The sequence below is a fragment of the Jannaschia pohangensis genome, from assembly GCF_900113875.1.
Lineage (GTDB): Bacteria > Pseudomonadota > Alphaproteobacteria > Rhodobacterales > Rhodobacteraceae > Jannaschia > Jannaschia pohangensis.
Genome location: NZ_FORA01000003.1, coordinates 384,062 through 407,665, shown reverse-complemented (window position 1 = coordinate 407,665; position 23,604 = coordinate 384,062). Strand labels below are relative to the sequence as shown.

At 65.2% G+C, this 23,604-nt stretch carries 21 protein-coding genes and 1 tRNA gene; 11 read left to right on the top strand and 11 right to left on the bottom strand.

All coding sequences use genetic code 11. The features are described 5' to 3' along the window. The 9 genes from BM002_RS13105 (at nt 1) to urtE (ending at nt 11,439) form a co-directional block, all read left to right on the top strand. The gene (locus tag BM002_RS13105; RefSeq protein WP_092781787.1) at nt 1-2,061 is read left to right on the top strand and encodes a hypothetical protein; all 2,061 of its coding nucleotides are present in this window, start codon (nt 1-3) and stop codon (nt 2,059-2,061) included. 109 nt (nt 2,062-2,170) lie between these two features. Next, a complete protein-coding gene (locus tag BM002_RS13100) occupies nt 2,171-3,199 on the top strand; it encodes a TRAP transporter substrate-binding protein (protein WP_092781784.1) in 1,029 nt (342 codons plus the stop codon). 67 nt (nt 3,200-3,266) lie between these two features. Further along, on the top strand, nt 3,267-3,845 hold the full coding sequence (locus BM002_RS13095; protein WP_092781781.1) for a TRAP transporter small permease: 579 nt from the start codon (nt 3,267-3,269) through the stop codon (nt 3,843-3,845). After that, nucleotides 3,842-5,155 carry a TRAP transporter large permease gene (locus BM002_RS13090; protein WP_092781778.1) on the top strand — a complete coding sequence of 438 codons (1,314 nt, stop codon included), beginning with the start codon at nt 3,842-3,844 and terminating at the stop codon, nt 5,153-5,155. The genes BM002_RS13095 and BM002_RS13090 overlap by 4 nt, the downstream gene beginning before the upstream one ends. 367 nt (nt 5,156-5,522) lie before the next feature. Further along, the gene (urtA, locus tag BM002_RS13085) at nt 5,523-6,809 is read left to right on the top strand and encodes an urea ABC transporter substrate-binding protein (RefSeq protein WP_092781775.1); all 1,287 of its coding nucleotides are present in this window, start codon (nt 5,523-5,525) and stop codon (nt 6,807-6,809) included. A gap of 58 nt (nt 6,810-6,867) precedes the next feature. After that, the gene (urtB, locus tag BM002_RS13080; protein ID WP_092781772.1) at nt 6,868-8,817 is read left to right on the top strand and encodes an urea ABC transporter permease subunit UrtB; all 1,950 of its coding nucleotides are present in this window, start codon (nt 6,868-6,870) and stop codon (nt 8,815-8,817) included. Between the two features lie 4 nt (nt 8,818-8,821). Continuing rightward, complete coding sequence (urtC, locus tag BM002_RS13075) at nt 8,822-10,000, top strand: urea ABC transporter permease subunit UrtC (protein ID WP_092781769.1); 1,179 nt, start codon at nt 8,822-8,824, stop codon at nt 9,998-10,000. Then, nucleotides 9,997-10,740, top strand: coding sequence for an urea ABC transporter ATP-binding protein UrtD (gene urtD / locus BM002_RS13070; protein WP_092781766.1), 744 nt, complete (start codon nt 9,997-9,999; stop codon nt 10,738-10,740). The genes urtC and urtD overlap by 4 nt, the downstream gene beginning before the upstream one ends. A 3-nt stretch (nt 10,741-10,743) precedes the next feature. After that, nucleotides 10,744-11,439 carry an urea ABC transporter ATP-binding subunit UrtE gene (urtE, locus tag BM002_RS13065; protein WP_092781763.1) on the top strand — a complete coding sequence of 232 codons (696 nt, stop codon included), beginning with the start codon at nt 10,744-10,746 and terminating at the stop codon, nt 11,437-11,439. A gap of 3 nt (nt 11,440-11,442) precedes the next feature. Here the strand turns inward: urtE and BM002_RS13060 are convergent, their stop codons facing one another. The 3 genes from BM002_RS13060 to BM002_RS13050 form a co-directional block, all read right to left on the bottom strand. After that, nucleotides 11,443-12,660 carry an NAD(P)/FAD-dependent oxidoreductase gene (locus tag BM002_RS13060; RefSeq protein ID WP_092781760.1) on the bottom strand — a complete coding sequence of 406 codons (1,218 nt, stop codon included), beginning with the start codon at nt 12,658-12,660 and terminating at the stop codon, nt 11,443-11,445. Between the two features lie 136 nt (nt 12,661-12,796). Continuing rightward, nucleotides 12,797-12,872: transfer RNA gene (locus BM002_RS13055), tRNA-Ala, on the bottom strand. Nucleotides 12,873-12,954: 82 nt separating this feature from the next. Beyond that, nucleotides 12,955-13,281 carry a TIGR02300 family protein gene (locus BM002_RS13050; protein WP_092781757.1) on the bottom strand — a complete coding sequence of 109 codons (327 nt, stop codon included), beginning with the start codon at nt 13,279-13,281 and terminating at the stop codon, nt 12,955-12,957. Nucleotides 13,282-13,380: 99 nt separating this feature from the next. Between BM002_RS13050 and BM002_RS13045 the strand changes: the two genes are divergently transcribed. Both BM002_RS13045 and BM002_RS13040 read left to right on the top strand, forming a co-directional pair. Further along, entirely contained in the window at nt 13,381-14,076 is a 696-nt protein-coding gene (locus BM002_RS13045; protein WP_092781751.1) for a M48 family metallopeptidase, read from the top strand. Nucleotides 14,077-14,091: 15 nt separating this feature from the next. Next, nucleotides 14,092-14,739 (top strand): GntR family transcriptional regulator, encoded by a 648-nt coding sequence (locus BM002_RS13040; protein WP_092781748.1) that lies wholly within the window; start codon nt 14,092-14,094, stop codon nt 14,737-14,739. Nucleotides 14,740-14,742: 3 nt separating this feature from the next. Here the strand turns inward: BM002_RS13040 and BM002_RS13035 are convergent, their stop codons facing one another. The 8 genes from BM002_RS13035 to BM002_RS13005 all read right to left on the bottom strand — a co-directional run bounded on the left by BM002_RS13035 (nt 14,743) and on the right by BM002_RS13005 (nt 23,529). Further along, nucleotides 14,743-15,330 carry a hypothetical protein gene (locus BM002_RS13035; protein WP_092781745.1) on the bottom strand — a complete coding sequence of 196 codons (588 nt, stop codon included), beginning with the start codon at nt 15,328-15,330 and terminating at the stop codon, nt 14,743-14,745. Between the two features lie 238 nt (nt 15,331-15,568). Continuing rightward, nucleotides 15,569-16,963, bottom strand: a complete 1,395-nt coding sequence (lpdA, locus tag BM002_RS13030) for a dihydrolipoyl dehydrogenase (protein WP_092781742.1) — start codon at nt 16,961-16,963, stop codon at nt 15,569-15,571. A 76-nt stretch (nt 16,964-17,039) separates the two neighbouring features. Then, on the bottom strand, nt 17,040-17,450 hold the full coding sequence (locus BM002_RS13025; protein WP_092781739.1) for an MAPEG family protein: 411 nt from the start codon (nt 17,448-17,450) through the stop codon (nt 17,040-17,042). A gap of 67 nt (nt 17,451-17,517) precedes the next feature. Next, the gene (locus BM002_RS19320; RefSeq protein ID WP_175484896.1) at nt 17,518-17,694 is read right to left on the bottom strand and encodes a hypothetical protein; all 177 of its coding nucleotides are present in this window, start codon (nt 17,692-17,694) and stop codon (nt 17,518-17,520) included. After that, nucleotides 17,691-18,230, bottom strand: coding sequence for a L,D-transpeptidase family protein (locus BM002_RS13020; RefSeq protein WP_092781736.1), 540 nt, complete (start codon nt 18,228-18,230; stop codon nt 17,691-17,693). Before BM002_RS13020 ends, BM002_RS19320 begins: the two co-directional genes overlap by 4 nt. Beyond that, complete coding sequence (locus BM002_RS13015; protein ID WP_092781733.1) at nt 18,227-18,466, bottom strand: DUF3303 family protein; 240 nt, start codon at nt 18,464-18,466, stop codon at nt 18,227-18,229. The genes BM002_RS13020 and BM002_RS13015 overlap by 4 nt, the downstream gene beginning before the upstream one ends. A gap of 533 nt (nt 18,467-18,999) precedes the next feature. Then, a complete protein-coding gene (gene odhB, locus BM002_RS13010) occupies nt 19,000-20,565 on the bottom strand; it encodes a 2-oxoglutarate dehydrogenase complex dihydrolipoyllysine-residue succinyltransferase (protein ID WP_092781730.1) in 1,566 nt (521 codons plus the stop codon). Between the two features lie 3 nt (nt 20,566-20,568). Beyond that, nucleotides 20,569-23,529: a 2-oxoglutarate dehydrogenase E1 component gene (locus BM002_RS13005; RefSeq protein ID WP_092781728.1), complete on the bottom strand. Its 2,961-nt coding sequence runs from the start codon at nt 23,527-23,529 to the stop codon at nt 20,569-20,571. Between the last annotated feature and the right edge of the window lie 75 nt (nt 23,530-23,604).

Genomic DNA, 23,604 nt, shown 5'->3' with positions numbered 1-23,604 from the left:
ATGACACGCCAGATCCTCTTTGATCCGATGTTGCCCTGGGCGGTGATTGCCGTCCTCGGAGGCGTGGCTTTGGCGCTCTGCCTGCTGGCGGCACTGCGGGGCTTGCCGGGCTGGTGGCTGCGCGCGCTTGCCGTGGGTGTGCTGACCCTGGCGCTGGCCGATCCGTCGCTTCAGACCGAAGAGCGGGAGCCGTTGTCCGACATCCTTCTGGTCGTGGTCGATGAAAGCGCCAGTCAGGGTCTGTCGGATCGCGCGGTCCAGAGCGAGGAGGCGCTGGCCACCCTGATGGCCGAAGCGGCGCGTGACGGGCTCGACACCCGCATCGCGCGGGTCGGCGACGGGGAGGGGGACGAGGGCACGCTGGCCATGGCCGCTCTGTCGGAGCTGATGGCCGAAGTGCCGCGCGACCGGGTTGCCGGGGCTGTCGTGATTTCGGACGGGCAGGTGCATGACGCGGGCCAGGCCCCCGACCTGCCCGCGCCGCTGCACCTGTTGCGGACGGGCCGGGAAGGCGACTGGGACCGCCGCCTGATCGTGTCGAACGCGCCGAGCTTCGCCATTCTGGGCGAGGAATTCACCATCACCCTGCGGATCGAGGATCAGGGCGACGTGCCCGCCGATGCCGGCACCGAGGCGGATATCGTCCTGTCGGTGGATGGTGGCCAGCCCCGGGCCTATCGGATGCCCGTGGGGCAGGATCTGCAACTGCCGATCACGCTGCCGCATGGCGGGCTCAACGTCATCGAATTCCGCGTGCCCGAGGCCGAGGGCGAGTTGACCGACCGCAACAACGCCGCCGTCATCCAGATCAACGGCGTGCGCGACCGACTGCGCGTCCTTCTGGTCAGCGGCGAGCCGCACCCCGGCCAACGGACCTGGCGCAACCTTCTGAAGGCCGACAGCGCCGTCGACCTGGTACATTTCACCATCCTGCGCCCGCCGGGCAAGCAGGACGGGGTTCCGGTGACCGAGCTGAGCCTGATCGCCTTTCCGACGCGGGAGCTGTTCTCCGAGAAGATCGACGAATTCGACCTCATCATCTTCGACCGGTATCAACGGCGCGGCATCCTGCCCGGCAATTATTTCGAGAATGTCCGCGACTATGTCGAACAGGGCGGCGCGCTGCTGATCGCGGCGGGGCCGGATTTCGCCAGTGCCGACAGTCTCTATCGCTCGCCCCTGTCGCCGATCCTGCCCGCGCGCCCGACCGCCATCGTCATCGATCAGCCGTTCACGCCCGCGATTTCCGAGACCGGCGAAAAGCATCCGGTGACCGAGGGTCTGCCCGATGATTTCGGCGTGGACGGCGCGCCCTGGGGCCGCTGGTTCCGTCAGGTCCAGGTCGAGGCGCTGCCGAACACCGAAGTCCTGATGACCGGCGTTGACGACGAACCCTTGCTTGTTCTCGACCGGGTGAAGAACGGTCGTGTCGCCCTTCTGGGGTCGGATCACGTCTGGCTCTGGGACCGGGGTCTGGAGGGCGGGGGGCCGCAGGCGGAACTGCTGCGTCGTCTGGCCCACTGGTTGATGCAGGAGCCTGAGCTGGAGGAAGAGGCGCTGACTGCCGTGGCCCTGGGTCAGGAGATCACCGTGACGCGCCGGACCCTGGGCGATGCGCCGGGGGCCGTGACGGTCACCGCGCCCGATGGCACCGAAACGGAGCTGACCCTGACCGAAGAGGCACCGGGCCGTTTCGTCGGTCGGATCGTCGGGGCGGAGCAGGGGCTTTACCGTCTGGTCGAAGGGGAGCGGACCGCCGTCATCGGCCTGGGCCCCGCAGCACCCCGCGAATTCGTCGAAACCATCGCCACCGATGCTGTCCTGGCGAATGCGGTCGCAGCGCAGGAGGGCGGCGCGCTGGCCATCGAGGCCGGGTCCTTCGATCTGCGCTCGGTTCGTGCCGGGCGGCAGGCGGCGGGGCGTGGCTGGATCGGCTGGACCCCGCGCGAGGCCTATCTGACGGCGGATGTGCGCATCCTGTCGCTGGTGCCCGCCTGGCTGTTCCTGCTGCTGGCGGCCAGCCTTGCGACCCTCGCCTGGCTTCGCGAAGGGCGGCAATAGACGCCTTTCGCTTCATCTGGTTTTGCATGGCGCACGGATGTGTGGTGATGTCGGGCGTGGCAGATCCCGGAAAGGGGTCGCCGCGACAGATCATCAGGGAGGATGACACATGATTGACCGCAGAACGCTGGCGCGCCTTTTGGGCGGCGCCGCGCTGGCCTTGGCGGCCCTGCCCGCCGCCGCACAGGACGTGACGTTGAAGTTGCATCAGTTCCTGCCCGCGCAGGCCAATGTGCCCCGCCTGATCCTGGATGTCTGGGCCGACAACATCGAGGCCGCGTCCGAGGGGCGCATCAAGATCGACCGCTTTCCGGCCATGCAGCTTGGCGGCAGCCCGCCCGAGTTGATGGATCAGGCCATCGACGGTGTGGCCGATGTTGTCTGGACCGTCGTCGGCTATACGCCCGGTCGGTTCCCGTCGACCGAGGTTTTCGAGCTGCCCTTCATGGTCAGCGATGCCCGCGCCGGCAGCTCGGCCTATTGGCAGATGTTCGACACCCGGATGCGCGACGAATTTCAGGGTGTCGAGGTCCTGGGCGCCTGGATGCACGGGCCCGGCATGATCCATGCCAACAGCGAGATCGTGACCCCCGCCGACATGCAGGGCAAGAAGATCCGGGGCGCGTCGCGGATGGTCAACCAGCTTCTGGAGACCCTCGGTGCGACGCCCGTCGGGATGCCCGTGCCCGCCATCCCCGAGGCGCTGTCCAAGGGTGTGATCGACGGGACCACGATTCCGTGGGAGGTGACCGGATCGCTGAAGGTGCCCGAGTTGGTGACGCATCACACCGAATTTGAGGGCAACTACCTTTATGACGTGACCTTCGTTCTGGCCATGAACAAGGGGGTCTATGACGGGCTGCCGGACGATCTGCGCCAGATCGTGGACGACAATTCCGGGCTGGACTTCTCGGTCTTCGCGGGTGGCGTCATGCTGGAGGCCGATGGCCCGGCCCGCCAGGTCGCGGTCGATGCCGGGAATTCCATCGTCACGGTCAGCGAGGCGGATGCGCAGGCCTGGGTCGAGGCCTCGGCCCCGGTCTATGCGGCCTGGGTCGCGGAAATGGCCGAACGCGGCATCGACGGTCAGGCCCTGATCGACGAGGCGCGGGCTCTGATGGACGCTTACGACGGCTGACGCTAGACGTCGACATCGGGGCCGCGTCCGGATCGGCGCGGCCCCGTTGCGGGGCAAGGGGTAGGACATGCTGGCACGGATGATCGAGGCGCTGGCCCGGGTGATGGCGATCCTGGGCGGGATCGTCCTGTCGGCGCTGATCCTGATGAGCTGCGCCAGCATCGCGGGACGTTTCCTCAACGGTCTGATGTATTCCGACGCCCTTTCGGGGACGGCCCTGTCCCAGACCCTGCTGGCCTGGGGCCTCGGACCGATCAACGGCGATTTCGAACTGGTCGAGGCCGGTATGGCCTTTACTGTCTTCGCCTTCCTGCCGATCACGCAGCTGACGGGCGGACATGCCAGCGTCGACGTGCTGACCGCGCGGTTCGGGGCGCGGGTGAACCGGGTTCTGGCGGTGCTCTGGTCGCTTCTGTTCGCAGGCGTCCTGATCCTGATCGCCTGGCAGCTGTGGCAGGGAACGCAGGCCAAGGCCCGCTACGGCGAGACGACCTATCTGATCCAGTTTCCCATCTGGTGGGCCTATGCGGGGGCGTTGGCCGGGGCCGTGGTGTCCGCCGTGGTCGGCGTCTATGTCGCCGCGGTGCGGGTGGCGGAGCTGCTGACCGGCCTGCCGATCCTGGCGTCGGACGGGGCAGACCATTGAGCACGCTTGAAATCGGCTTCTACAGCTTTCCGGCTCTGCTGGCGCTGATCTTCCTGCGCGTGCCGATCGGCCTTGCGATGTTCGTCGTCGGTGTCGCGGGCCTCTACTTCGTGACCGGCGGCAATGTCATGGCGCTCAGCCGCCTGAAGAACGAGACCTATTCGACGTTCTCCAGCTATTCGCTGTCGATCATTCCGATGTTCCTCCTCATGGGTCATTTCGCGACGCTCGGCGGCATGTCACAGGCGCTGTTCCGGGCGGCCGAGGGGTTTCTGGGCCATCGGCGGGGCGGTGTCGCGATGGCGGCCATTGGGGCCTGCGCGGGGTTCGGGGCGATCTGCGGCTCGTCGCTGGCGACGGCGGCGACCATGGGGCGCGTCGCCCTGCCGGAGCTGAAACGCTATGGCTATGACGGCGGGTTCAGCACCGCGACGCTGGCGGCGGGCGGCACGCTCGGCATCCTGATCCCGCCCTCGGTGGTGCTGGTGATCTATGCGATCCTGACAGAGCAGAACATCGCCAAGCTTTTCCTGGCGGCCTTCATCCCCGGCCTGCTGGCGGCGCTTGGCTATGTCATCGCCATTTCGATCTATGTGCGGCTGAACCCGGCGGCGGCGGGCACCCGCGATGCCATTCCCATGTCGCAGCGCTTTCGCCAGCTGGCGGCGGTCTGGCCGGTGCTTCTGGTCTTTGTGGCCGTGGTCGGCGGCATCTATGGCGGCATCTTCACCCCGACCGAAGGCGCGGCCGTGGGCGCGCTGGGCACCGGGATCATCGCCTTTGCCAACGGCGGGCTGAACGGGCGCACCCTGATCGAAAGCTTCACCGTCACCGCCAAATCCAGCGCGATGATCTTCTTCATCATCCTGGGCGCGGCCATCTACAACGGCTTCCTCGCCCTGACGCAGGTCCCGCAGGAGATGTCGTCCTGGGTCGTGGCCCAGGGTTTCGCGCCGATCACCGTGCTGATCGTGATCCTGATCTTCTACCTGCTTCTGGGCTGCGTGATGGATTCGCTCTCCATGATCCTGCTGACGATCCCGATCTTCTTTCCGGTCATCACGGCGCTCGATTTCGGCATGACCACCGAAGAGGTGGCGATCTGGTTCGGCATCCTGACCCTGATCGTGGTGGAGGTCGGCCTCATCACCCCGCCGGTCGGCATGAACCTGTTCGTCATCAACGCGATGGACCGCAGCACGCCGATGCTTCGGACCTATGCCGCGGTCATGTATTTCGTGGGCACCGATCTGGTGCGGGTCGCCATCCTTGTGGCCTTCCCGGCGATCACGCTGTTCCTCATCACATAGCGGGCAGTGATTCCGCAGGTCTGGCCGGACTGCCGCATTTTTGGGCTGTCGCGGGGTCAAGCCCGTCCGTGGCGTTGCGTAAAAAACGGCAGGTCGCGTAGCAGCGCCCAAAGATTGGGCATTCTCGGTGTGGCGGCGCATTTGCGGGGCTCAAAGATTTGCCCCGCCACAGCTGCTTTGCCAGCGTCGCGATGTCTTTTGAGAGAGACGACAAAAAATGCCGCGCAGGGATGTGATCCTGGACGATGACGATCCCCGCGCGACTGCAACATGAAGCTGCGGCTTTGGCGACTACAGGAGTGTCCGGTCCCTGACCAGACAGACCTGGTCACAGTGCCGTGGTCCTGACACGGGGACTGGACCTTTGATGAACCGCAAGACACTGCTCACCAATCTTTCCGCCGCTGCGCTGGCCACCGCTGCCAGTCAGGCCGCGGCCCAGGACTGCACCATCAAGGTGGGGGTCCTGCATTCGCTGTCGGGGACGATGGCGATTTCCGAGACCACGCTGGCCGATACCATGCAGATGCTGGTCGCCAACCAGAACGAAGCGGGCGGCGTGCTTGGCTGCCAGCTCGAGGCGGTCGTGGTCGACCCGGCCTCCGACTGGCCGCTGTTTGCCGAAAAGGCACGTGAACTGCTGACCGTGCACGAGGTCGATGTGATCTTCGGCAACTGGACCTCGGTGTCGCGCAAATCGGTGCTCCCGGTGATCGAGGAGCTGAACGGCCTGCTGTTCTATCCGGTGCAATACGAGGGCGAGGAAAGCTCCCGCAACGTGTTCTACACCGGGGCCGCGCCGAACCAGCAGGCCATCCCGGCGACGGATTACTTCCTCGAGGAGTTGGGCGTCGAGAAGTTCGCGCTGCTTGGCACCGACTACGTCTATCCGCGCACGACGAACAACATCCTCGCCTCCTACCTTGCCGCCAAGGGCATCGCGGAGGAGGACATCTTCGTGAACTACACCCCCTTCGGTCAGTCGGACTGGGCGACCATCGTGGCCGATGTCGTGGCACTCGGGGCCGATGGCAAGCAGGTCGGCGTGATCTCGACCATCAACGGGGACGCGAACGTCGGCTTCTACAAGGAATTGGCCGCCGCGGGCGTCAGCGCCGATGACATCCCGGTCGTCGCTTTCTCGGTCGGCGAGGAAGAGCTTTCGGGCCTCGATACCTCGGACCTGGTCGGGCACCTGGCGGCCTGGAACTACTTCATGTCCGCCGACACCGAGGCGAACGCGGAATTCATCGCGGCGTGGCATGCCTATACCGGCGACGACACCCGGGTGACGAACGACCCGATGGAGGCGCATTACATCGGCTTCAACATGTGGGTGAACGCGGTCGAAGCGGCCGGAACTGCCGAAGTCGATGCCGTCCGCGAGGCAATGTACGGGCAAGAATTCCCGAACCTGACGGGCGGCACCGCCGTGATGCTGCCGAACCATCACCTGGCCAAGCCGGTGCTGATCGGCGAGATCACCGCCGATGGTCAGTTCGACATCATCAGCCAGACCTCCGAAGTGGACGGCGACGCCTGGACCGACTTCCTGCCGGAAAGCGCGGTGCTGACCTCCGATTGGAAGGACCTTGGCTGCGGGATGTACAACACCGAGACCCAGACCTGCGTTCAGCTGACCTCGAACTACTGACGATCGGTCCCGGGCGGTTCATGCCGCCCGGGCCTTTTGCGACCTGAAAGACCCCCCGATGCGCGCCCTGCTGTTCGCTCTGGCCTTCCTTGCGTCGGTCGCAGCCGTGACCCCGTCCGCCAATGCCCAGACGCTTCAGTCCGTTCTGCAGGACAACGCGGAGGCCGTGGCCAAACCGGCGCGCCGCACGGTCGAAGCCGTGCTTGCGGCCCTGTCCGCGGCCCAACTGGAAGGCGTTCCCGAATTTCTCGAAAGCTGGCGCGACCGCAATCTGTGGCAGCGCAATGCCGATGGGCTGTTCTTCGTCGCCGCCGAGGCGGACGGCGGGTTGGTCCTGACCGATCTGGACACGGGCGCCGAAAGCCGGGCCGAAAACACCCGCGATTTCAGCCAGATCAGGCCGAATGCCGGGGTGCGCCGGGTGATCGACGCGGCGCTGGTGCAGTTCCTGCTGTCGGACCCGGATTTGAACCGGCGGCTGGCCGCGCTCGATGCGATCAGCCGCGATCCGGCAGAGGATCAACTGGAGCCGCTGCGTGCGTCCATCGACGGCGAAGGCAACAGCACCGTTCTGGCGCGAAAGCAGCAACTGGAACGGCAGTTGACCGCGCTCTATGACGCCGACCCCGCCGCGCGCATTACCGCGATCGAGGCGCTGTCGGGCGATCTGAGCGTGGAGGTGCGCGGCATCCTGAGCCGGATCCTGTCGGCGCGCGACGCCGTTGCCGCCGCGATCCCCGAGGGGGTCAACGTCGCCGCGACGCTGACCCCGGGCGAGGATTTCGACATGGCGACGGCCTATGCCCGCCTTGTCGACGCCGACCTGGCACCCGCCACGGTGCAACCGGCGGACGTCAACGCCGCCCTGATCGCCCGGATCGCCGAGGGGTCGGTCGCGGGCGTGCCCGTCGCCACCCTGAACACCGAAGCCGCCCGCGTTGCCGCCTATCGCACGCTGGTCGCCGCAGGCGAGGTGCCGCCTTTCATCACGCCCGACGAACGCGAGGCCGCCATCGCGGCCCACGTGTTCTATCAGGCCTACAACGAGCCGAACGCCGAGGTGACCGCCGCCGCCGAAGACGCGCAGGCGGCCATCGCCACTCGGTTGGCGGCAGGGCAGGCGGCGGACCTGACGCTGGATGCGCTGTCGCTGGCGTCGATCTATTTCCTGGCCGCCGTGGGCCTTGCCATCACCTTCGGCGTCATGGGCGTTATCAACATGGCCCATGGCGAATTCATCATGATGGGGGCCTATACCGGCTATGTGGTGCAGCTTTTCGTGCCCGACTACACCCTGTCGATCCTGATCGCCCTGCCATTGGCTTTTGCCGTCACCTTCGGCGCAGGGGTCGCGATGGAGCGGCTGGTGATCCGCTGGCTGTATCATCGCCCGCTCGAGACGTTGCTGGCGACCTTCGGCATTTCCATCGCGCTCCAGCAGCTGGCCAAGAACATCTTCGGCACGCAGGCGCGGCCCCTGACTTCGCCCGATTGGCTGGCCGGGGCCTGGGTCATCAATGACGTGGTGCAGATCAGCTATATCCGCATCGCCATTTTCTTCCTTGCGCTGATTTTCCTCGGCTTGATCCTCTTTATCCTGAAGCGCACGCGCCTGGGCCTTGAAGTGCGGGCGGTAACGCAGAACCCTGGCATGGCCGCCTCGATGGGGATCAACCCGGACCGGATCAACATGCTGACTTTCGGTCTGGGATCCGGCATCGCGGGCATCGCGGGTGTGGCCATCGGGCTTTATGCCAAGGTGACGTCCGAGATGGGGTCGGATTACATCGTGCAAAGCTTCATGACCGTCGTCGTGGGCGGGGTTGGCAACGTCTGGGGCACGCTGGCAGGGGCCACGATGATCGGTTTCACCCAGAAGGGGATCGAGTGGTTCAACCCGTCGAACACCCTGGCGGCCCAGACCTTCATGATCCTCTTCGTCATACTGTTCATTCAATTCCGGCCCAAGGGCATCGTCGCCCTTCGGGGTCGCGCGGCGGGGGACTGAGGCCATGGAGCGTAGCTTTGTCGCCCGCAACCCGTCGGTCCTGTGGTTCCTGCTGGCCCTGTCGATCTTCACAATCGTCGTGACGATCCTGAGCGAGGCGCTTGGCCTCGGACTCATGTCGACGTCCTTCCTCAAGACCTTGGGCAAGACACTGTGCCTCTGCCTGGTCGCCGTCGCGATGGACGTGGTCTGGGGTTATTGCGGCATCCTGAGCCTTGGCCATTTCGCCTTCTTCGGGATCGGCGGCTATGCCGTGGGCATGTGGCTGATGTATGCGCGGACCGAAGGGATCGTGCTGACTTCGCTCGCTTCCGCGCCCCTGCCGCCCACGCCCGAAGAGGTGACAAGCGCCATCGGAACCCAGATCTTCGGCGTCGTGGGGTCATCGGAATTCCCTGCCATCTGGGCCTTTTCGGATTCGCTGATCCTGCAACTTCTGGCGGTGGTTCTGGTGCCGGGCCTTCTGGCGCTGGTCTTTGGCTGGCTCGCCTTCCGCAGCCGGGTGACGGGCGTCTACCTGTCGATCCTGACGCAGGCGATGACGCTGGCCTTGTCGCTCTACTTCTTTCAGAACGACACCGGGCTGCGTGGCAACAACGGATTGTCCGGGTTGCAGAACATACCCGGCCTCGAGTCGGTGTCGCAGGCGACGATCTCGCTGTGGTTCTTCTGGGCCTCCGCTCTGGCCCTGGGTCTGGGCTATGTCCTGTTCGCCTGGCTGGTGTCGGGCAAGCTCGGCTCGGTCATCCGCGCCATTCGCGACAACGAGGCGCGGGTGCGGTTCCTCGGCTATCACGTCGAGGGCTACAAGCTCTTCGTGTTCACCGTCACGGCCATGGTCGCGGGCATCGCGGGCGCGCTCTATTATCCGCAGGCGGGCATCATCAACCCGGCGGAAATCGCGCCGGTCGCGTCCATCTATCTGGCGGTCTGGGTGGCCATCGGGGGGCGCGGGCGGCTTTACGGCGCGATCATCGGCGCGGCGCTCGTGTCGCTCATGTCGTCGTGGTTTACCGGGGGCAGCGCGCCGGACATCAACCTTGGCATCTATGTCGTCAAATGGACGGATTGGTGGCTGGTCCTGCTTGGCCTGACCTTCGTCGCTGTCACGCTGTTCTTTCCCAAGGGCATCGGCGGGCTGTTCGACCGGCTGGTCCGTAATCCGGATGGAGGTGCGCGATGAATGGATCCCTGCTCGAGGTGTCGGGTGTCACGGTCACCTTCGACGGCTTTCGCGCCATCAACAACCTGTCGCTTCAAATCGGCGAGCCGGAATTGCGCGCCGTGATCGGGCCGAACGGGGCGGGCAAGACGACCTTCATGGATATCGTGACCGGCAAGACCAAGCCCGACGAGGGGCGCGTTCTCTGGGGCGAGAAGTCTGTGTCGCTGCTGGAGATGAGCGAAAGCCAGATCGCGCAGGCCGGCATCGGGCGCAAGTTCCAGAAACCCACCGTCTTCGAGGCGCAGACCGTGCGCGAAAACATCGTCATGGCCCTGCGCAATCCGCGCGGGCCCTTCGACGTGCTGTTCCGGCGGGGCGAAGTCGCGTCGGAGGAAAGGGTGCGCGGGATCAGCGACGAGATCGGGCTGACCGAGGCGCTGGACAAGGTGTCGGGCACGCTGAGCCACGGACAGAAGCAGTGGCTGGAGATCGGGATGCTGCTGGCACAGGACCCGCGCCTGTTGCTGGTGGACGAGCCGGCGGCGGGCATGACCCCGGCCGAGCGCGAACATACGACCGACCTTCTGGTGCGTGCGGCCAGGACCCGCGCCGTCATCGTGGTGGAGCATGACATGGAGTTCGTCCGCCGCCTCGACTGCAAGGTGACGGTGCTGCACGAGGGGTCGGTCCTGGCCGAGGGTCGGCTGGATCACGTGACGCAAAATCAGGACGTCATCGACGTCTATCTGGGGCGCTAGGCGATGCTCGAAGTCACCGACCTGACCCTGAAATACGGGCAGAGCCAGATCCTGAACGGGGTCAGCCTGACGGCGCGCCCGGGGCAGGTGACGGCCGTGATGGGCACCAACGGGGTGGGCAAGACCAGCCTGCTCAAGGCCATTGCCGGGCGGCACCCCTATGCCGGGGGCACGATCACGCTGGACGGCAAGCCGCTCGATCACCTGACCGCCTTTGGGGCCGCCCGCGCCGGGATCGCCTATGTCCCCCAGGGGCGCGAGGTCTTTCCGATGATGACCGTGGCCGAAAACTTGGCGAGCGGCTTTGCCTGTCTTCCGGGCAAGGGGCACCGCGTGCCCGACCACATCTATGACCTGTTCCCGGTGCTGCGGGAAATGACCGGGCGGCGCGGGGGCGACCTGTCGGGCGGGCAGCAGCAGCAGCTGGCCATTGCCCGCGCGCTCATCACCCGACCCCGCGTGTTGCTTCTGGATGAGCCGACGGAGGGCATCCAGCCCAACATCATCACCCAGATCGGCAACGTCATCCGGACCCTCCGCGACCAGGGGGAAATCGCCATCGTGCTGGTCGAGCAGTTCTTTGATTTCGCCTATGATCTGGGCGATGAATTCGTGGCGATGAAGCGCGGGGAAGTCGTGCTGCGCAAACCGGCCGCCGACCTGTCGCGGGAGGCGCTTCTGGCCGAAGTGTCGGTCTGAGGGTCAGATCACCGCGACCTCGGGGATGGGGTTGCCCGCTGCGATCCGATCGAAGGCGAAGGGCCGCAGGTCGAGGCTGCGATAGTCGCCATAGGTCAGCCATTCCGCCAGACCGCGCCCCATGGCGGGCGATTGCTGCAAGCCGTGGCCCGAGAAACCGTTGATGAAGTGGAAATTCGTCACTTCGGGATGGGGGCCGACGATGGCGTTGTGATCGAAGGTATTCATGGCATAGTGCCCGACCCATTGGCTGGTCACCTTCACAGCCTCGAAGGCCGGGATGCGGGTGGCGATGGCGGGCCAGACGTGACTTTCCCACAGGTCGTGATCCATGGTGAAATCATCCGGTTCGACGCCTGGGTCGATGGCGGAATGGCCGCCGGCCAGATAGGTGCCGCCACCGTGTTCGCGCACATGCGCGCCCGATGGATCGATCGTCAGCGGCAGGTCGCGGTCGAGCGGGGTTTCGGCCTTGAAGACCCAGGAATAGCGCTTGCGCGGCTCCACTGGCACCTTGATCCCGGCCATGGCGGCGGTGCGGGCGGCGCGGGGGCCGCTGGCGTTCACCACCTGACCGCAAGCGATAACCTGACCCGAGGCGAGCGTGACGCTCTCGACGCGGGTCCCGGCGGCGTTGCGGTTCAGGGCCACGACCTCTCCGTGCAGGTATTCGACGCCGCGTTCGCGCGACTGCCGCCGCCACCAGTCGAACACCGTGGCCCCGTCCCAATACCCCTCGTCCACCACGTTGATCGAGCCAAGGAGGATGTCGTCGACGTTGTAGAAGGGATAGGCCGCCTTGATCTGCTCGGCGGACATCAGCTGGGTGGCGGCACCGGCGGCTTGCTGCACCCGGTGGTTTGCGCGCAGGGTGTCGGCAAAGCCGGGCGTGTCGGCCAGATACATGTAGCCGAAGGACCGGATCGCCAGATGCGGGACACGTTCGTCGCCCCCCATGTAGCTGCGGATGTTCTTGATGAAATCGGCGGCGAACTGGCTGACCCTGACGTTGAGCTCGGTCGAATACTGCTGGCGGATGCAGCTGTTGGTGTGGGCGGTCGAACAGGCGGAATAGGTCGGGTCGCGCTCCACCACCAGGATGCTTCCGTCGAAGTCGGGATTGTCGGTCAGAAACCAGGCGGTCGAGGCCCCCATGATGGCCCCGCCGACGATCACGATATCGTAGGATTGGCGGCTTGGTCCGGCGGAATCGGATGTCATGGCAAAGGTCCCCTGCGCAGTCGCGTCACGGTCCCTGCGATTGGGCGAGCCGTCAAGCGGTCGTTGAGGCAATGCGGAATGGCATTCCGAACGTCGTTCGCGTCCATGGCCTTGTCGCCTGAATTTAGAGGGGATTTGGTGGAGCCTAGGGGAGTCGAACCCCTGACCTCTTGCATGCCATGCAAGCGCTCTACCAACTGAGCTAAGGCCCCTGACCGGCCTGCGTCCTACGGCAGGGCCGTGGGCGGCGCAAGGGAAAAAATCTCCTGCATCGCCCGCTTTCGAAGGTGTCGATCAGTCGTCGTCGTCGCCGCCCGACACGTCCCCGATTTCGTCGAGCGACACGGTGTCGTCATCGTCGTCTTCCAGGACATCGTCGTCATCGTCGACAACGTCGTCTTCCAGTTCGACATCGTCATCGTCCAGCAAGGCGTCCTCGGACTCCTTGGCCTTGGTTTCGGCGTCATCCTTGTCGGCGACGAGGATTCGGGTCTTGTTGCCGGTATCGACGTTCACCGTCTCACCCGTGTAGGGGCTGACGATGGGCGACCGGTTGAGATCGTAGAAGCGCTTGCCAGTGGTCGGGCAGACCCGCTTGACGCCCCATTCTTCCTTGGGCATGTCGGTTCCTTCATGTCGTCCGGGCCGGATGGCCCCTTTGTCGGGAATCTCGGTCGGATGCCACAGGGGACAAGGGGTGGCAAGTCCTTTGCAAAAACCATGACGGATAGTTTGCCCGTGCCCGGTGCGCCGGGGGTCGAGGTGGTGTTGCGGCGGTCGGTGCGGGCGCGGCGCATGTCGTTGCGCGTCGGGCGGTCGGACGGGCGCGTGACGCTGTCCATGCCGCGCGCCATGAGCCTGGCCGAGGCGCAGGCCTTCGTGGCGCAACAGGCGGGCTGGATCGCGCGGCATGTGGCCGCCGCCCCCGCGCCGCGCGGGATCGCCGTCGGCGGCACCGTGCCGCTTCTGGGGCGCGATGTGCCAGTGGTGGCGGGGGCCGGTCGGTCGGCGCGCTGGACCGGCGACGCGATTGCCGTGGCCGACGATTCGCGGGCCGGGCCCCGGGTGAAGGTCCTGCTTCAGACGATGGCGCGGACGCATCTGACCGAAGCGGTCGCGCGCCATGCCGAGGCCCTGGGACGCCATCCCGTCAAGATGACCCTGCGCGACACGCGGTCCCGGTGGGGCAGCTGTTCATCGCGGCGCGAGTTGATGTTCAGCTGGCGTCTGATCATGGCACCGCCAGAGGTGCTGGACTATGTGGCGGCCCATGAGGTCGCCCATCTGGCGCATATGGATCACTCGGCCCGCTTCTGGGCCCAGGTCGCGGCGCTGATGCCCGATTATGCCCCGCGCCGCGCCTGGCTGCGCCGCGAGGGGGCCGCGCTTCATGCAGTGGATTTCGGAGGGAAGTAACGCGATGATGGCACCATGCTTCTGACCCCACGCCCGGATGGTCCCGGTGCCGCCCACGACCGGCTCTATCGCTCGCTTCGCAGTCGCATCATGCACGGCGAACTGGCCCCCGGTGCTGCCCTGACCCTGCGCGGGATCGGCAAGGACTACGGCGTGTCGGTCACCCCCGTCCGCGAGGCGATGCGCAGGCTTGTGGCCGAAGGGGCGCTGTCGCTGTCGGCCTCGGGGCGGATCACGACGCCCGAATTGACCGATGACCGGATCGAGGAGCTGGCGGCGCTGCGATCATTGCTGGAGCCCGAACTGGCCATTCGCGCCCTGCCGCGCGCGCATCTGGCCCTGATCGACCGGATGGAGACGATCAACCGCGCCATCGCCGAGCAGATCGCCAAGCACGATGCCTCGGGCTATATCCGGACCAACCTGGAGTTTCACCGCACGCTCTATCTGCGGGCGCAGGCGCCGGCGATGCTGGCCATGGTGGAAACGGTCTGGCTTCAGATGGGGCCGACGATGAAGGCGCTCTATGGGCGGCTCAACCGCACCGAAGTGCCCAAGAACCACCGCCTGATCGTCGCCGCGTTGCGCGCGGGGGACGAGCCGGGCCTGCGCCTTGCCGTGCGAGCCGATGTGACCCAGGGGCTGCGCCTGCTGGCGGGGTAGGGGTCAGGTCCGGGTCAGGCTGCTCAGGTGGCGCAGGTCGTCCTCCGTCAGGCCCAGACCGCGTGTCAGGATGCGCAGGAAGGTTCGCTCGCTCCGCGTCAGCGGACCGTCAGCCAGAAGGACCGAGGCCGTCGAATTGAAGACGACCATCTTCTCGCCCTTGTTCAGACCGTCCCGCATCCAGAAGAAATTCGTCGGCACGATGACGCGGTCGGTCAGAAGGGCCACCTCGTTCAACTGCTCGAGGGTATAGTCCTTGCCGGTCGCGTCACGTGCGATTTCAAGCGCGCGTTGCAGTCGCGGCTTGCTGATCGTGTTGGCCTTGCGCGCGGCATGGCACATCGCGTCGATCATCCGGAAGCGCGGGCCATTGCGCAGCTCCAGCAGCTCATGACGCATGATCCGCCGCTTGCGACGGAAGCGCGTCACCAGAGTCACGAAGGTCGCGGCAAGGATCAGGGTGATGGACACACAGAACAGGATCTTGCCCGGCGACAGCGCATCGGCCAGCCAATGGGGCACCGGCGCAAAGACCGGCGGCATCCAGGGATGATGCTCGGCCATTGCCGGGGTCGCCATGGCAATGGCCATGAACAACAGGCCTGCACGGCTTTGGAATGTCTGGGGAATCGGGGGCACTTGCTAAACTGGTCCTGAACTTCGCTACGGTTCATGAATGTCAGGGAAAAGCGGCAGGACTGCGAAGGGCGGGGTCCGCAATTGCGACGACTGTGGGGAATCTGTCGGGCGTTCCAAGGGGTTAGAAGACGCTTACACTTGCCTCCGGGGCTTGTGGGCCCGCCGAAGATTACGGCGGGCCTTGGCGCATTCAGGCGTGGATCGCACCGTCGCCGCAGGCCAGCGCGGCCTCGCGCATCGCCTCGCTATAGGTCGGATGCGCGTGGCAGGTGCGGGCCAGATCTTCGGCGGCGGCGCCGAATTCCATCGCGACGCAGACTTCGTGGATCAGGTCGCCCGCCATCGGCCCGATGATGTGACACCCGAGGATCCGGTCGGTCTTGGCGTCGGCCAGCATCTTGACGAAGCCGTCGCCCGCGAAGTTGGCCTTGGCGCGGCCATTGCCCATGAAGCTGAACTTGCCGACCTTGTACTCGCGCCCCTCGGCCTTGAGCTGCTCTTCGGTCAGACCGACGCTGGCCACTTCGGGGTGGGTATAGATGACGCCTGGGATCACGTCATAATTCACGTGACCATGCTGACCGGCCAGGATCTCGGCCAGCGCCATGCCCTCGTCTTCGGCCTTATGCGCGAGCATGGGGCCTTCGATGACGTCACCGATGGCGTAAATCCCTTTGACGTTCGTCTGATAGCCGTCATCGACCGCGATCTGGCCGCGCTTGGTCATCTTCACCCCGAGCGCGTCGAGGCCCAGGCCATCGACGTAGGGACGCCGACCGGTCGAGACGAGCACGACGTCGGCCTTCAGGTCATGCGCGCTGTCGTCCTTGCGCAGGGTATAGGACACCGTGGCCTTGCCGCCGCTGGTGGCGACCTTGGACACGCCCGCGCCGGTGATGAACTTGAGCCCCTGCTTGGTCAGCAGCTTCTGAAACTGCTTGGCCACTTCGGCGTCCTGACCCGGGGTAATGGCATCGAGGTATTCGATCACGGTCACCTCGGTGCCCAGACGGCAATAGACGCTGCCCAGTTCCAGCCCGATGACACCGCCGCCGACGACCACCATCGTCTTGGGAATGCTCGACAATTCCAGCGCGCCGGTCGAGGTCACCACGATCTTTTCGTCGATGGTCACTTCGGCGCCCGGGATGGAGGCGGATTCGGAGCCGGAGGCGAGGATGATGTGCTTGGCCTCGTGCACGTCATCGCCCACCTTGACCTTGCCCGCCTCGGGGACCGACCCCCAACCCTTGAGCCAGTCGATCTTGTTCTTCTTGAACAGGAATTCGATGCCTTTGGTGTTCTGTCCGATCACGTCGTCCTTGTAGGCCAGCATCTGTTTCCAGTCGACCGAGGGCGACTTGCCCTTGAGGCCCATCTTCGCGAAATTGTGTTCCGCTTCATGGAGTTGGTGGGAGGCATGCAGCAGCGCCTTGGACGGGATGCAACCGACGTTAAGGCAAGTCCCGCCCAGGGTGTCGCGGCCTTCGACCACGGCGGTCTTCAGGCCCAGTTGAGCGCAACGGATGGCGCAGACATAGCCGCCGGGGCCACTGCCGATGATGATGACGTCATATTGGGACATGGGATTTCGGCCTCCAGGGCGGCGGGTGATCAAGGGGTGATCCACGGGTGATCCACGTCGGACGCGGGTCGTCGGATCAGACGAGAGTGGAGATAACCATCAGAAGCGTCGCCGTGAACCCCACGAACCAGATGAATGACCGCCAGGGCCGCCAGCCGAAGGCATAGGCGGGCACATAGAGCACGCGGGCGGCCAGATACGTCCAGCCGCAGGCCGCCGTGAAGGCGGTGCCCTGACCCGACAGCGTCACGACGACGACGGCGGCGGTAAAGAGGATCAGCCCCTCGAAGTGGTTGTTCATCGCGCGATAGAGGCGGGCGGTCTTTTCCGACAGCATGTCTTCGAGGCTGCCCCCCAGGCGGGCGCGGTCGCGGGCCGAGGTGGTCTTGCCCGGCCCCAGCTCAAGATTTGCGGGCACGGCCATCAGGGTGAATTGCACGGCCTGCCACAAAATGGCGAGGGCGAGGGCGGTGAGTTCAGGCGTCATGACGACGGCTCCTTCGGGCAGGCGGCGAATGGTCCGTGGACCGTGCGGATCACGGAGGACAGTCGAGTCATTTCTGCCGCCGGATCAGAATGAACGTGGTGAAGCCGGAAATCACCGCATAGCCCGCCGCCAGATACCACAGGAACGGGTCGGGGCCGTGCCAGGCTTGCAGCACGATCACCAGGATGACGGCGATGGCGACGCGGACGATCCAGAAGGCCAGGGTGCGGCGGATGGGGCTCATGCGTCGATCTCGATGGGTGTGCCGTTGGGGACGCGGGACCAGATGTCGCGCATTTCGGCATTGGTGACGGCAATGCAGCCGTCCGTCCAGTCCCATGCTGTCTGGAGCGCGCCGAGCCAACCCCAACCATTGGCGATGCCGTGGATCATGATGAGCCCGCCCGGATCATCGCCCGCCGCCTGCGCCCGAGCGATGTCTTCGGCGTTCGGATAGGAGATGTGCAGGCTCAGATGGGCGAAACTGCCGTCGTTGCGCCAGTCGATCACATATTGGCCCTCGGGCGTGCGCTCGTCGCCTTCCCGTTGCTTGTGGCCGTCGTCCCCGTTCGATCCGAGGCTGATCTCATAGGTGGCAATGGGCGCGCCGTCGCGCAGCAGGGTGAGGATGCGGTCGGATTTGTCCACGTGGACCCTATCGGCCTGCTGATCCTCGGGCGCCATGGGCGGCGCCGTCACGAGGTCGAGCCGCGCCATGACGGCGGTATAGGTGGGGACCGCAAGGGCGATGAAAGCGAGAGTGAGGAGGAGGCGTTTCATGCGGTGCGCATGAACCGCCCGCTGACCGGTCCGTCGGTCTGGTTTTCTGCGTCGAGCCAGGTCTGCGCCTTGTTTCGGTCGTTGACTTCGAAGAGCGCGGTGACACCCCCGCCGTCCACATCGCGCCAGAGTTGCATCAGGGTCAGACCGGCGTTCATGCGGGTTTCCGCATTGGCGTCGAAGTCGGCCTTCCAGGCGTCGTAGTCGGCGGGGGTTTGGTGGGTGAGGAGGTTCATGGGGTGGCTCCGAGTTGCGGTATGAGGGGTCAACCCGTGAAATTGCGCATTGGTTTCGACGTCAGGCGCGCCTTCGTCACGTACCCGATGTTTGCTCGAAACCTGGAAGGATAATTTCATTGAATGCAAAGACAGCCGCACCGGAAACCAAAGCGAGGACTTGAAGCTTTCGGGCCCACGTTCTTCGGCGTCCGATAGATTTCATTTCGTCTTGTAGCCAATTTCTGGCAGGTTCCCGCGCTGCCGGGTCACGGTCAACGATCTCGAGATATGTATGATTTGCGATCAGAAGGTCTTCTTCTCGCAAAACGTACCTCACTCCACACCAGAAGCTCACTGCCCAAAGTCCAAGTGGTGACACGGCTAGAACGCCGATCCAATCATGATCAATTGGATCAGCTTTCGACAAGTAAAACGCGATAGACGCACCTGCCGCAGACAGAAGAAAGTAGCACTGCTTTAATTGTGTTTCACGCAGCTCAACCCTCAGAGCGTTCAAGCCACTTTGCATTTCCCTGAAGCCTTTCCTGCCATCACAAATCCATCAACAACCTTCTTGGATCCTCCAGCGCTTCCTTCACCCGGACGAGGAATGTGACCGCGCCTTTGCCGTCCACGATCCGGTGGTCGTAGCTGAGCGCGAGGTACATCATCGGACGGATGACGATCTCGCCGCCTACAACCATGGGGCGGTCCTGGATCTTGTGCATGCCGAGGATGCCCGACTGCGGCGGGTTCAGGATGGGCGATGACATGAGCGAGCCATAGACGCCGCCGTTGGAGATGGTGAAGGTGCCGCCCTGCATGTCGGCCATCGACAACTTGCCGTCGCGCGCGGCGGCGCCCTTCTCGGCGATGGCCTTCTCGATCTCGGCGAACGACATGGCGTCGGCGTCGCGGATGACCGGCACGACCAGCCCCTGGGGCGTGCCCGCGGCGATGCCCATGTGGACGTAGTTCTTGTAGACGACGTCGGTGCCGTCGATCTCGGCGTTGACCTCGGGGACCTCGCGCAAGGCATGGACGCAGGCCTTGGTGAAGAAGGACATGAAGCCCAGTTTCACGCCGTGTTTCTTGAGGAACAGGTCCTTGTATTCGCTGCGCAGGTCCATGACCGCCTTCATGTCCACCTCGTTGTAGGTGGTGAGCATGGCGGCGGTGTTCTGGCTGTCCTTCAGGCGCTTGGCGATGGTCTGGCGCAGGCGGGTCATCTTCACCCGCTCTTCGCGCGCGTCGTCGCCGGCAGCGACGGGGGCGCGGGGGGCCGAGGCGGCGGGGGCGGGGGCCGAAGTTGCGGCGGTGGCGGCTTTCATCACGTCTTCCTTCATCACGCGGCCATCGCGGCCCGATCCCGTCACCTGATCCGAGGTGAGGCCCTTTTCGGCCATCAGCTTCTTGGCCGAGGGGGCGTCTTCCACGTCGCCCTTGGCTGCACCGCCCTTGGCGGCGACGTTGGCCTTGGCCTCCTCGATCTCCTCCTTACCGGCGTCCGGCGCGGGTTTGGGGTCGACGGCCTTGGGGGCGGCCACGGCGCTGTCGCCGGTCGTCAGGATGGCCAGCTTGCCACCGGCGGCGACGGTGTCGCCCTCCTGTGCCAGAAGTTCGGTCAGCGTGCCTGCGGCGGGGGCGGGCACCTCGACCGAGACCTTGTCGGTTTCCAATTCGCAGAGCATCTCGTCCGCCTCGACCGTGTCGCCGACCGATTTGAACCAGGTGGCCACGGTCGCTTCGGTCACGGATTCGCCCAGGGCGGGGACCATGACGTCGACCGCCTTGCCTTCGCCCGACGGCTTGGCCGCGCCCGAGGGTTTAACGTCGGCCTTCGCCTCGGCCTTGGGGGCGGGTTTGGGGGCCTCGCCCTCGCCCTCCTGAATGGTGGCCAGAAGGGCGTCGACGCCCACGGTATCGCCCTCCTGTGCGACGATCTCGCCCAGGGTGCCGGCGGCGGGGGCGGGCACTTCGACGGTGACCTTGTCGGTTTCCAGCTCACACAGCATTTCGTCGGCGGCGACCGTGTCGCCCGGCTGCTTGAACCAGGTGGCGACGGTGGCTTCGGTCACGCTTTCGCCCAGGGTGGGGACTTTGACATCAACAGTCATGGCTTACTCCGTGGTCAGCGCTTCGGAGACGAGCGCTGTTTGTTGTGCTTTGTGCTGGCTGGCGAGACCCGTCGCGGGAGAGGCGCTGGCGGTACGTCCGACATAGCGGGGTCGGGTGTGGCTTGCGCCGATGCGGGTCAGCACCCATTCGATGTTCGGCTCCACGAAGGTCCAGCCGCCCTGATTTTTGGGTTCTTCCTGACACCAGACGATTTCGGCCTGCTTGAAGCGTTGCAGCTCGTTGACCATCGACAGGGCCGGGAAGGGATAGAACTGCTCCAGCCGCAGAAGGTAGATGTCGTCGATGCCGCGCGCGTCCCGCTCTTCCAGCAGGTCGTAGTAGACCTTGCCCGAACAGACGACGACACGCTTGATCTTGTTGTCGGCCACCAGCTTGGTGTCGGAATTGCCGTATTGCGCATCGTCCCAGAGAACGCGGTGGAAGGACGATCCGGTCAGGAATTCCTCTTTCTTCGACACGGCCAGCTTGTGCCGCAGAAGCGACTTGGGCGTCATCAGGATCAGCGGCTTGCGGAAGTCGCGGTGCAGCTGGCGGCGCAGAATGTGGAAATAGTTGGCCGGCGTCGTGCAATTGGCCACGATCCAGTTGTCGGAGCCGCATTGCTGCAGGAAGCGTTCCAGACGGGCCGACGAATGCTCGGGGCCCTGACCCTCGAACCCGTGGGGCAGCAGACAGACGAGGCCCGACATGCGCAGCCACTTGCTTTCGCCCGACGAGATGAACTGATCGAACATGATCTGCGCGCCGTTGGCGAAATCGCCGAACTGCGCCTCCCACATGGTCAGCGCATTGGGTTCGGCCAGCGAATAGCCGTATTCGAACCCGAGCACCGCGTATTCCGACAGGGCGCTATCGATGACTTCGTAGTGCGCCTGCCCCTTCCGGATGTGGTTGAGCGGGTAATAGCGCTCTTCGGTTTCCTGGTTGATGAAACCGGAGTGGCGCTGGCTGAAGGTGCCGCGCGTGCTGTCCTGTCCCGCAAGGCGGACCCGGTAGCCTTCGGTCAGCAGCGAGCCGAAGGCCAGCGCCTCGGCCGTGGCCCAGTCAAAGCCTTCGCCGGTGTCGAACATCGCCTTCTTGGCTTCGAGCAGGCGGTCGATGGTCTTGTGCAGCGGGAAGCCGTCGGGGGCAGACGTGAGGGCGCGACCCACGTCGTCCATGGTCTCGGCGGCAATCGCCGTCTCGCCGCGGACGTAGTCTTCCTCCTTGCGCCGGTCCAGATGCGACCAGCGTCCGTCCAGCCAGTCGGCCTTGTTGGGCTTGTAGTCCTTGCCGGCCTCGAACTCTTCGGAGAGGCGGGCCTGGAAGGCGGCCTTCATGTCCTCGATCTCGCCCTCGGGGATCAGGCCATCCTTGACCAGCCGCTCGGTATAGAGCGACAGGGTCGTCTTGTGGCCCTTGATCCGCTTGTACATGATCGGGTTGGTGAACATGGGCTCATCGCCCTCGTTATGACCGAAGCGGCGGTAGCAGAAGATGTCCAGCACCACGTCGCGCCCGAACTTCTGACGGAATTCGATGGCCACACGGGCGGCGTGGACCACCGCTTCGGGGTCGTCGCCGTTTACGTGGAAGATCGGCGCCTCGACCACCAGCGCGTTGTCGGTGGGGTAGGGGCTGGACCGGCTGAAGTGGGGCGCGGTCGTGAAGCCGATCTGGTTGTTGACGACGATATGGATGGTGCCGCCGGTCTTGTGGCCGCGCACCCCCGACAGGGCAAAGCACTCGGCCACGACACCCTGACCGGCGAAGGCCGCATCCCCATGCAGCAGGATCGACGCGACGGCACGCCGTTTCGTATCGCCCAACTGATCCTGCTTGGCGCGGACCTTGCCCAGGACGACGGGGTTCACTGCCTCCAGGTGCGAGGGGTTGGCCGTCAACGACAGGTGAACGGTGTTGCCGTCGAATTCCCGGTCGCTGGAGGCGCCCAGGTGGTATTTGACGTCGCCCGATCCATCGACATCCTCGGGCTTGAAGCTGCCGCCCTGGAATTCGTTGAAGATCGCCTTGTAGGGTTTGCCCATCACGTTGGCCAGAACCGACAGGCGGCCCCGATGGGGCATGCCGACGACGATTTCCTTGAGGCCCAACTGACCGCCGCGCTTGATGATCTGCTCCATCGCGGGGATCAGTGCTTCGCCGCCATCGAGGCCGAAGCGCTTGGTCCCCATGTATTTGACGTGCAGGAATTTCTCGAAGCCCTCGGCCTCGACCAGCTTGTTGAGGATGGCCTTGCGGCCCATCTGGGTGAACTCGATCTCCTTGCCCAGACCTTCGATCCGCTCTTTCAGCCAGGCCGATTGCTCGGGGTCGGAAATGTGCATGTATTGCAGCGCGAAGGTGCCGCAGTAGGTGCGCTTCAGGATGGCGACGATCTGGTTGAGCGTCGCGACCTCGAGGCCCAGGACGTTGTCGATGAAGATCGGCCGGTCCAGATCGGCCTGGGTGAAGCCATAGGATTTGGGGTCAAGCTCGGGGTGCGGCTCCTCGGCGCGCATGCCCAGGGGGTCGAGATCGGCGGCCAGGTGGCCCCGGATGCGGTAGGCGCGGATCAGCATGATCGCCCGGATACTGTCGAGGACGGCGCGCTTGATCTGATCGTCCGACGGGGCGGGGGCGCCCAGGGCTTCGGCCTTGGCCTTGATCTTGTCGCCCGCCGCCTGTGCCTCGGCGGGGGCGGGCCATTCGCCGGTCAGGGCCGCGGTCAGGTCATCGCCCGGCATCGGCGGCCAGTCGGCGCGCGCCCAGGACGGGCCCGCCGCCTCGGCCCGCACGTCCTGTCCGTCGTCGCGCAGGGCGGCGAAGAACTGCCGCCATGTCTCGTCCACCGCGTTCGGATCGGCGGCGTAGCGCGCGTACATCTGTTCGAGGTATTCCGCGTTGTGCCCCTGCATGAAGGACGTGGAGTGGAAGGCGTCGTTGCTGGATTGGTCGGTCATTGGGGGACCTCATGGGATACGGGTTGGGGGCGTGAGAGGGGCAGGCAGCGGCCCGCGACATTCGCGAAGGTCCAC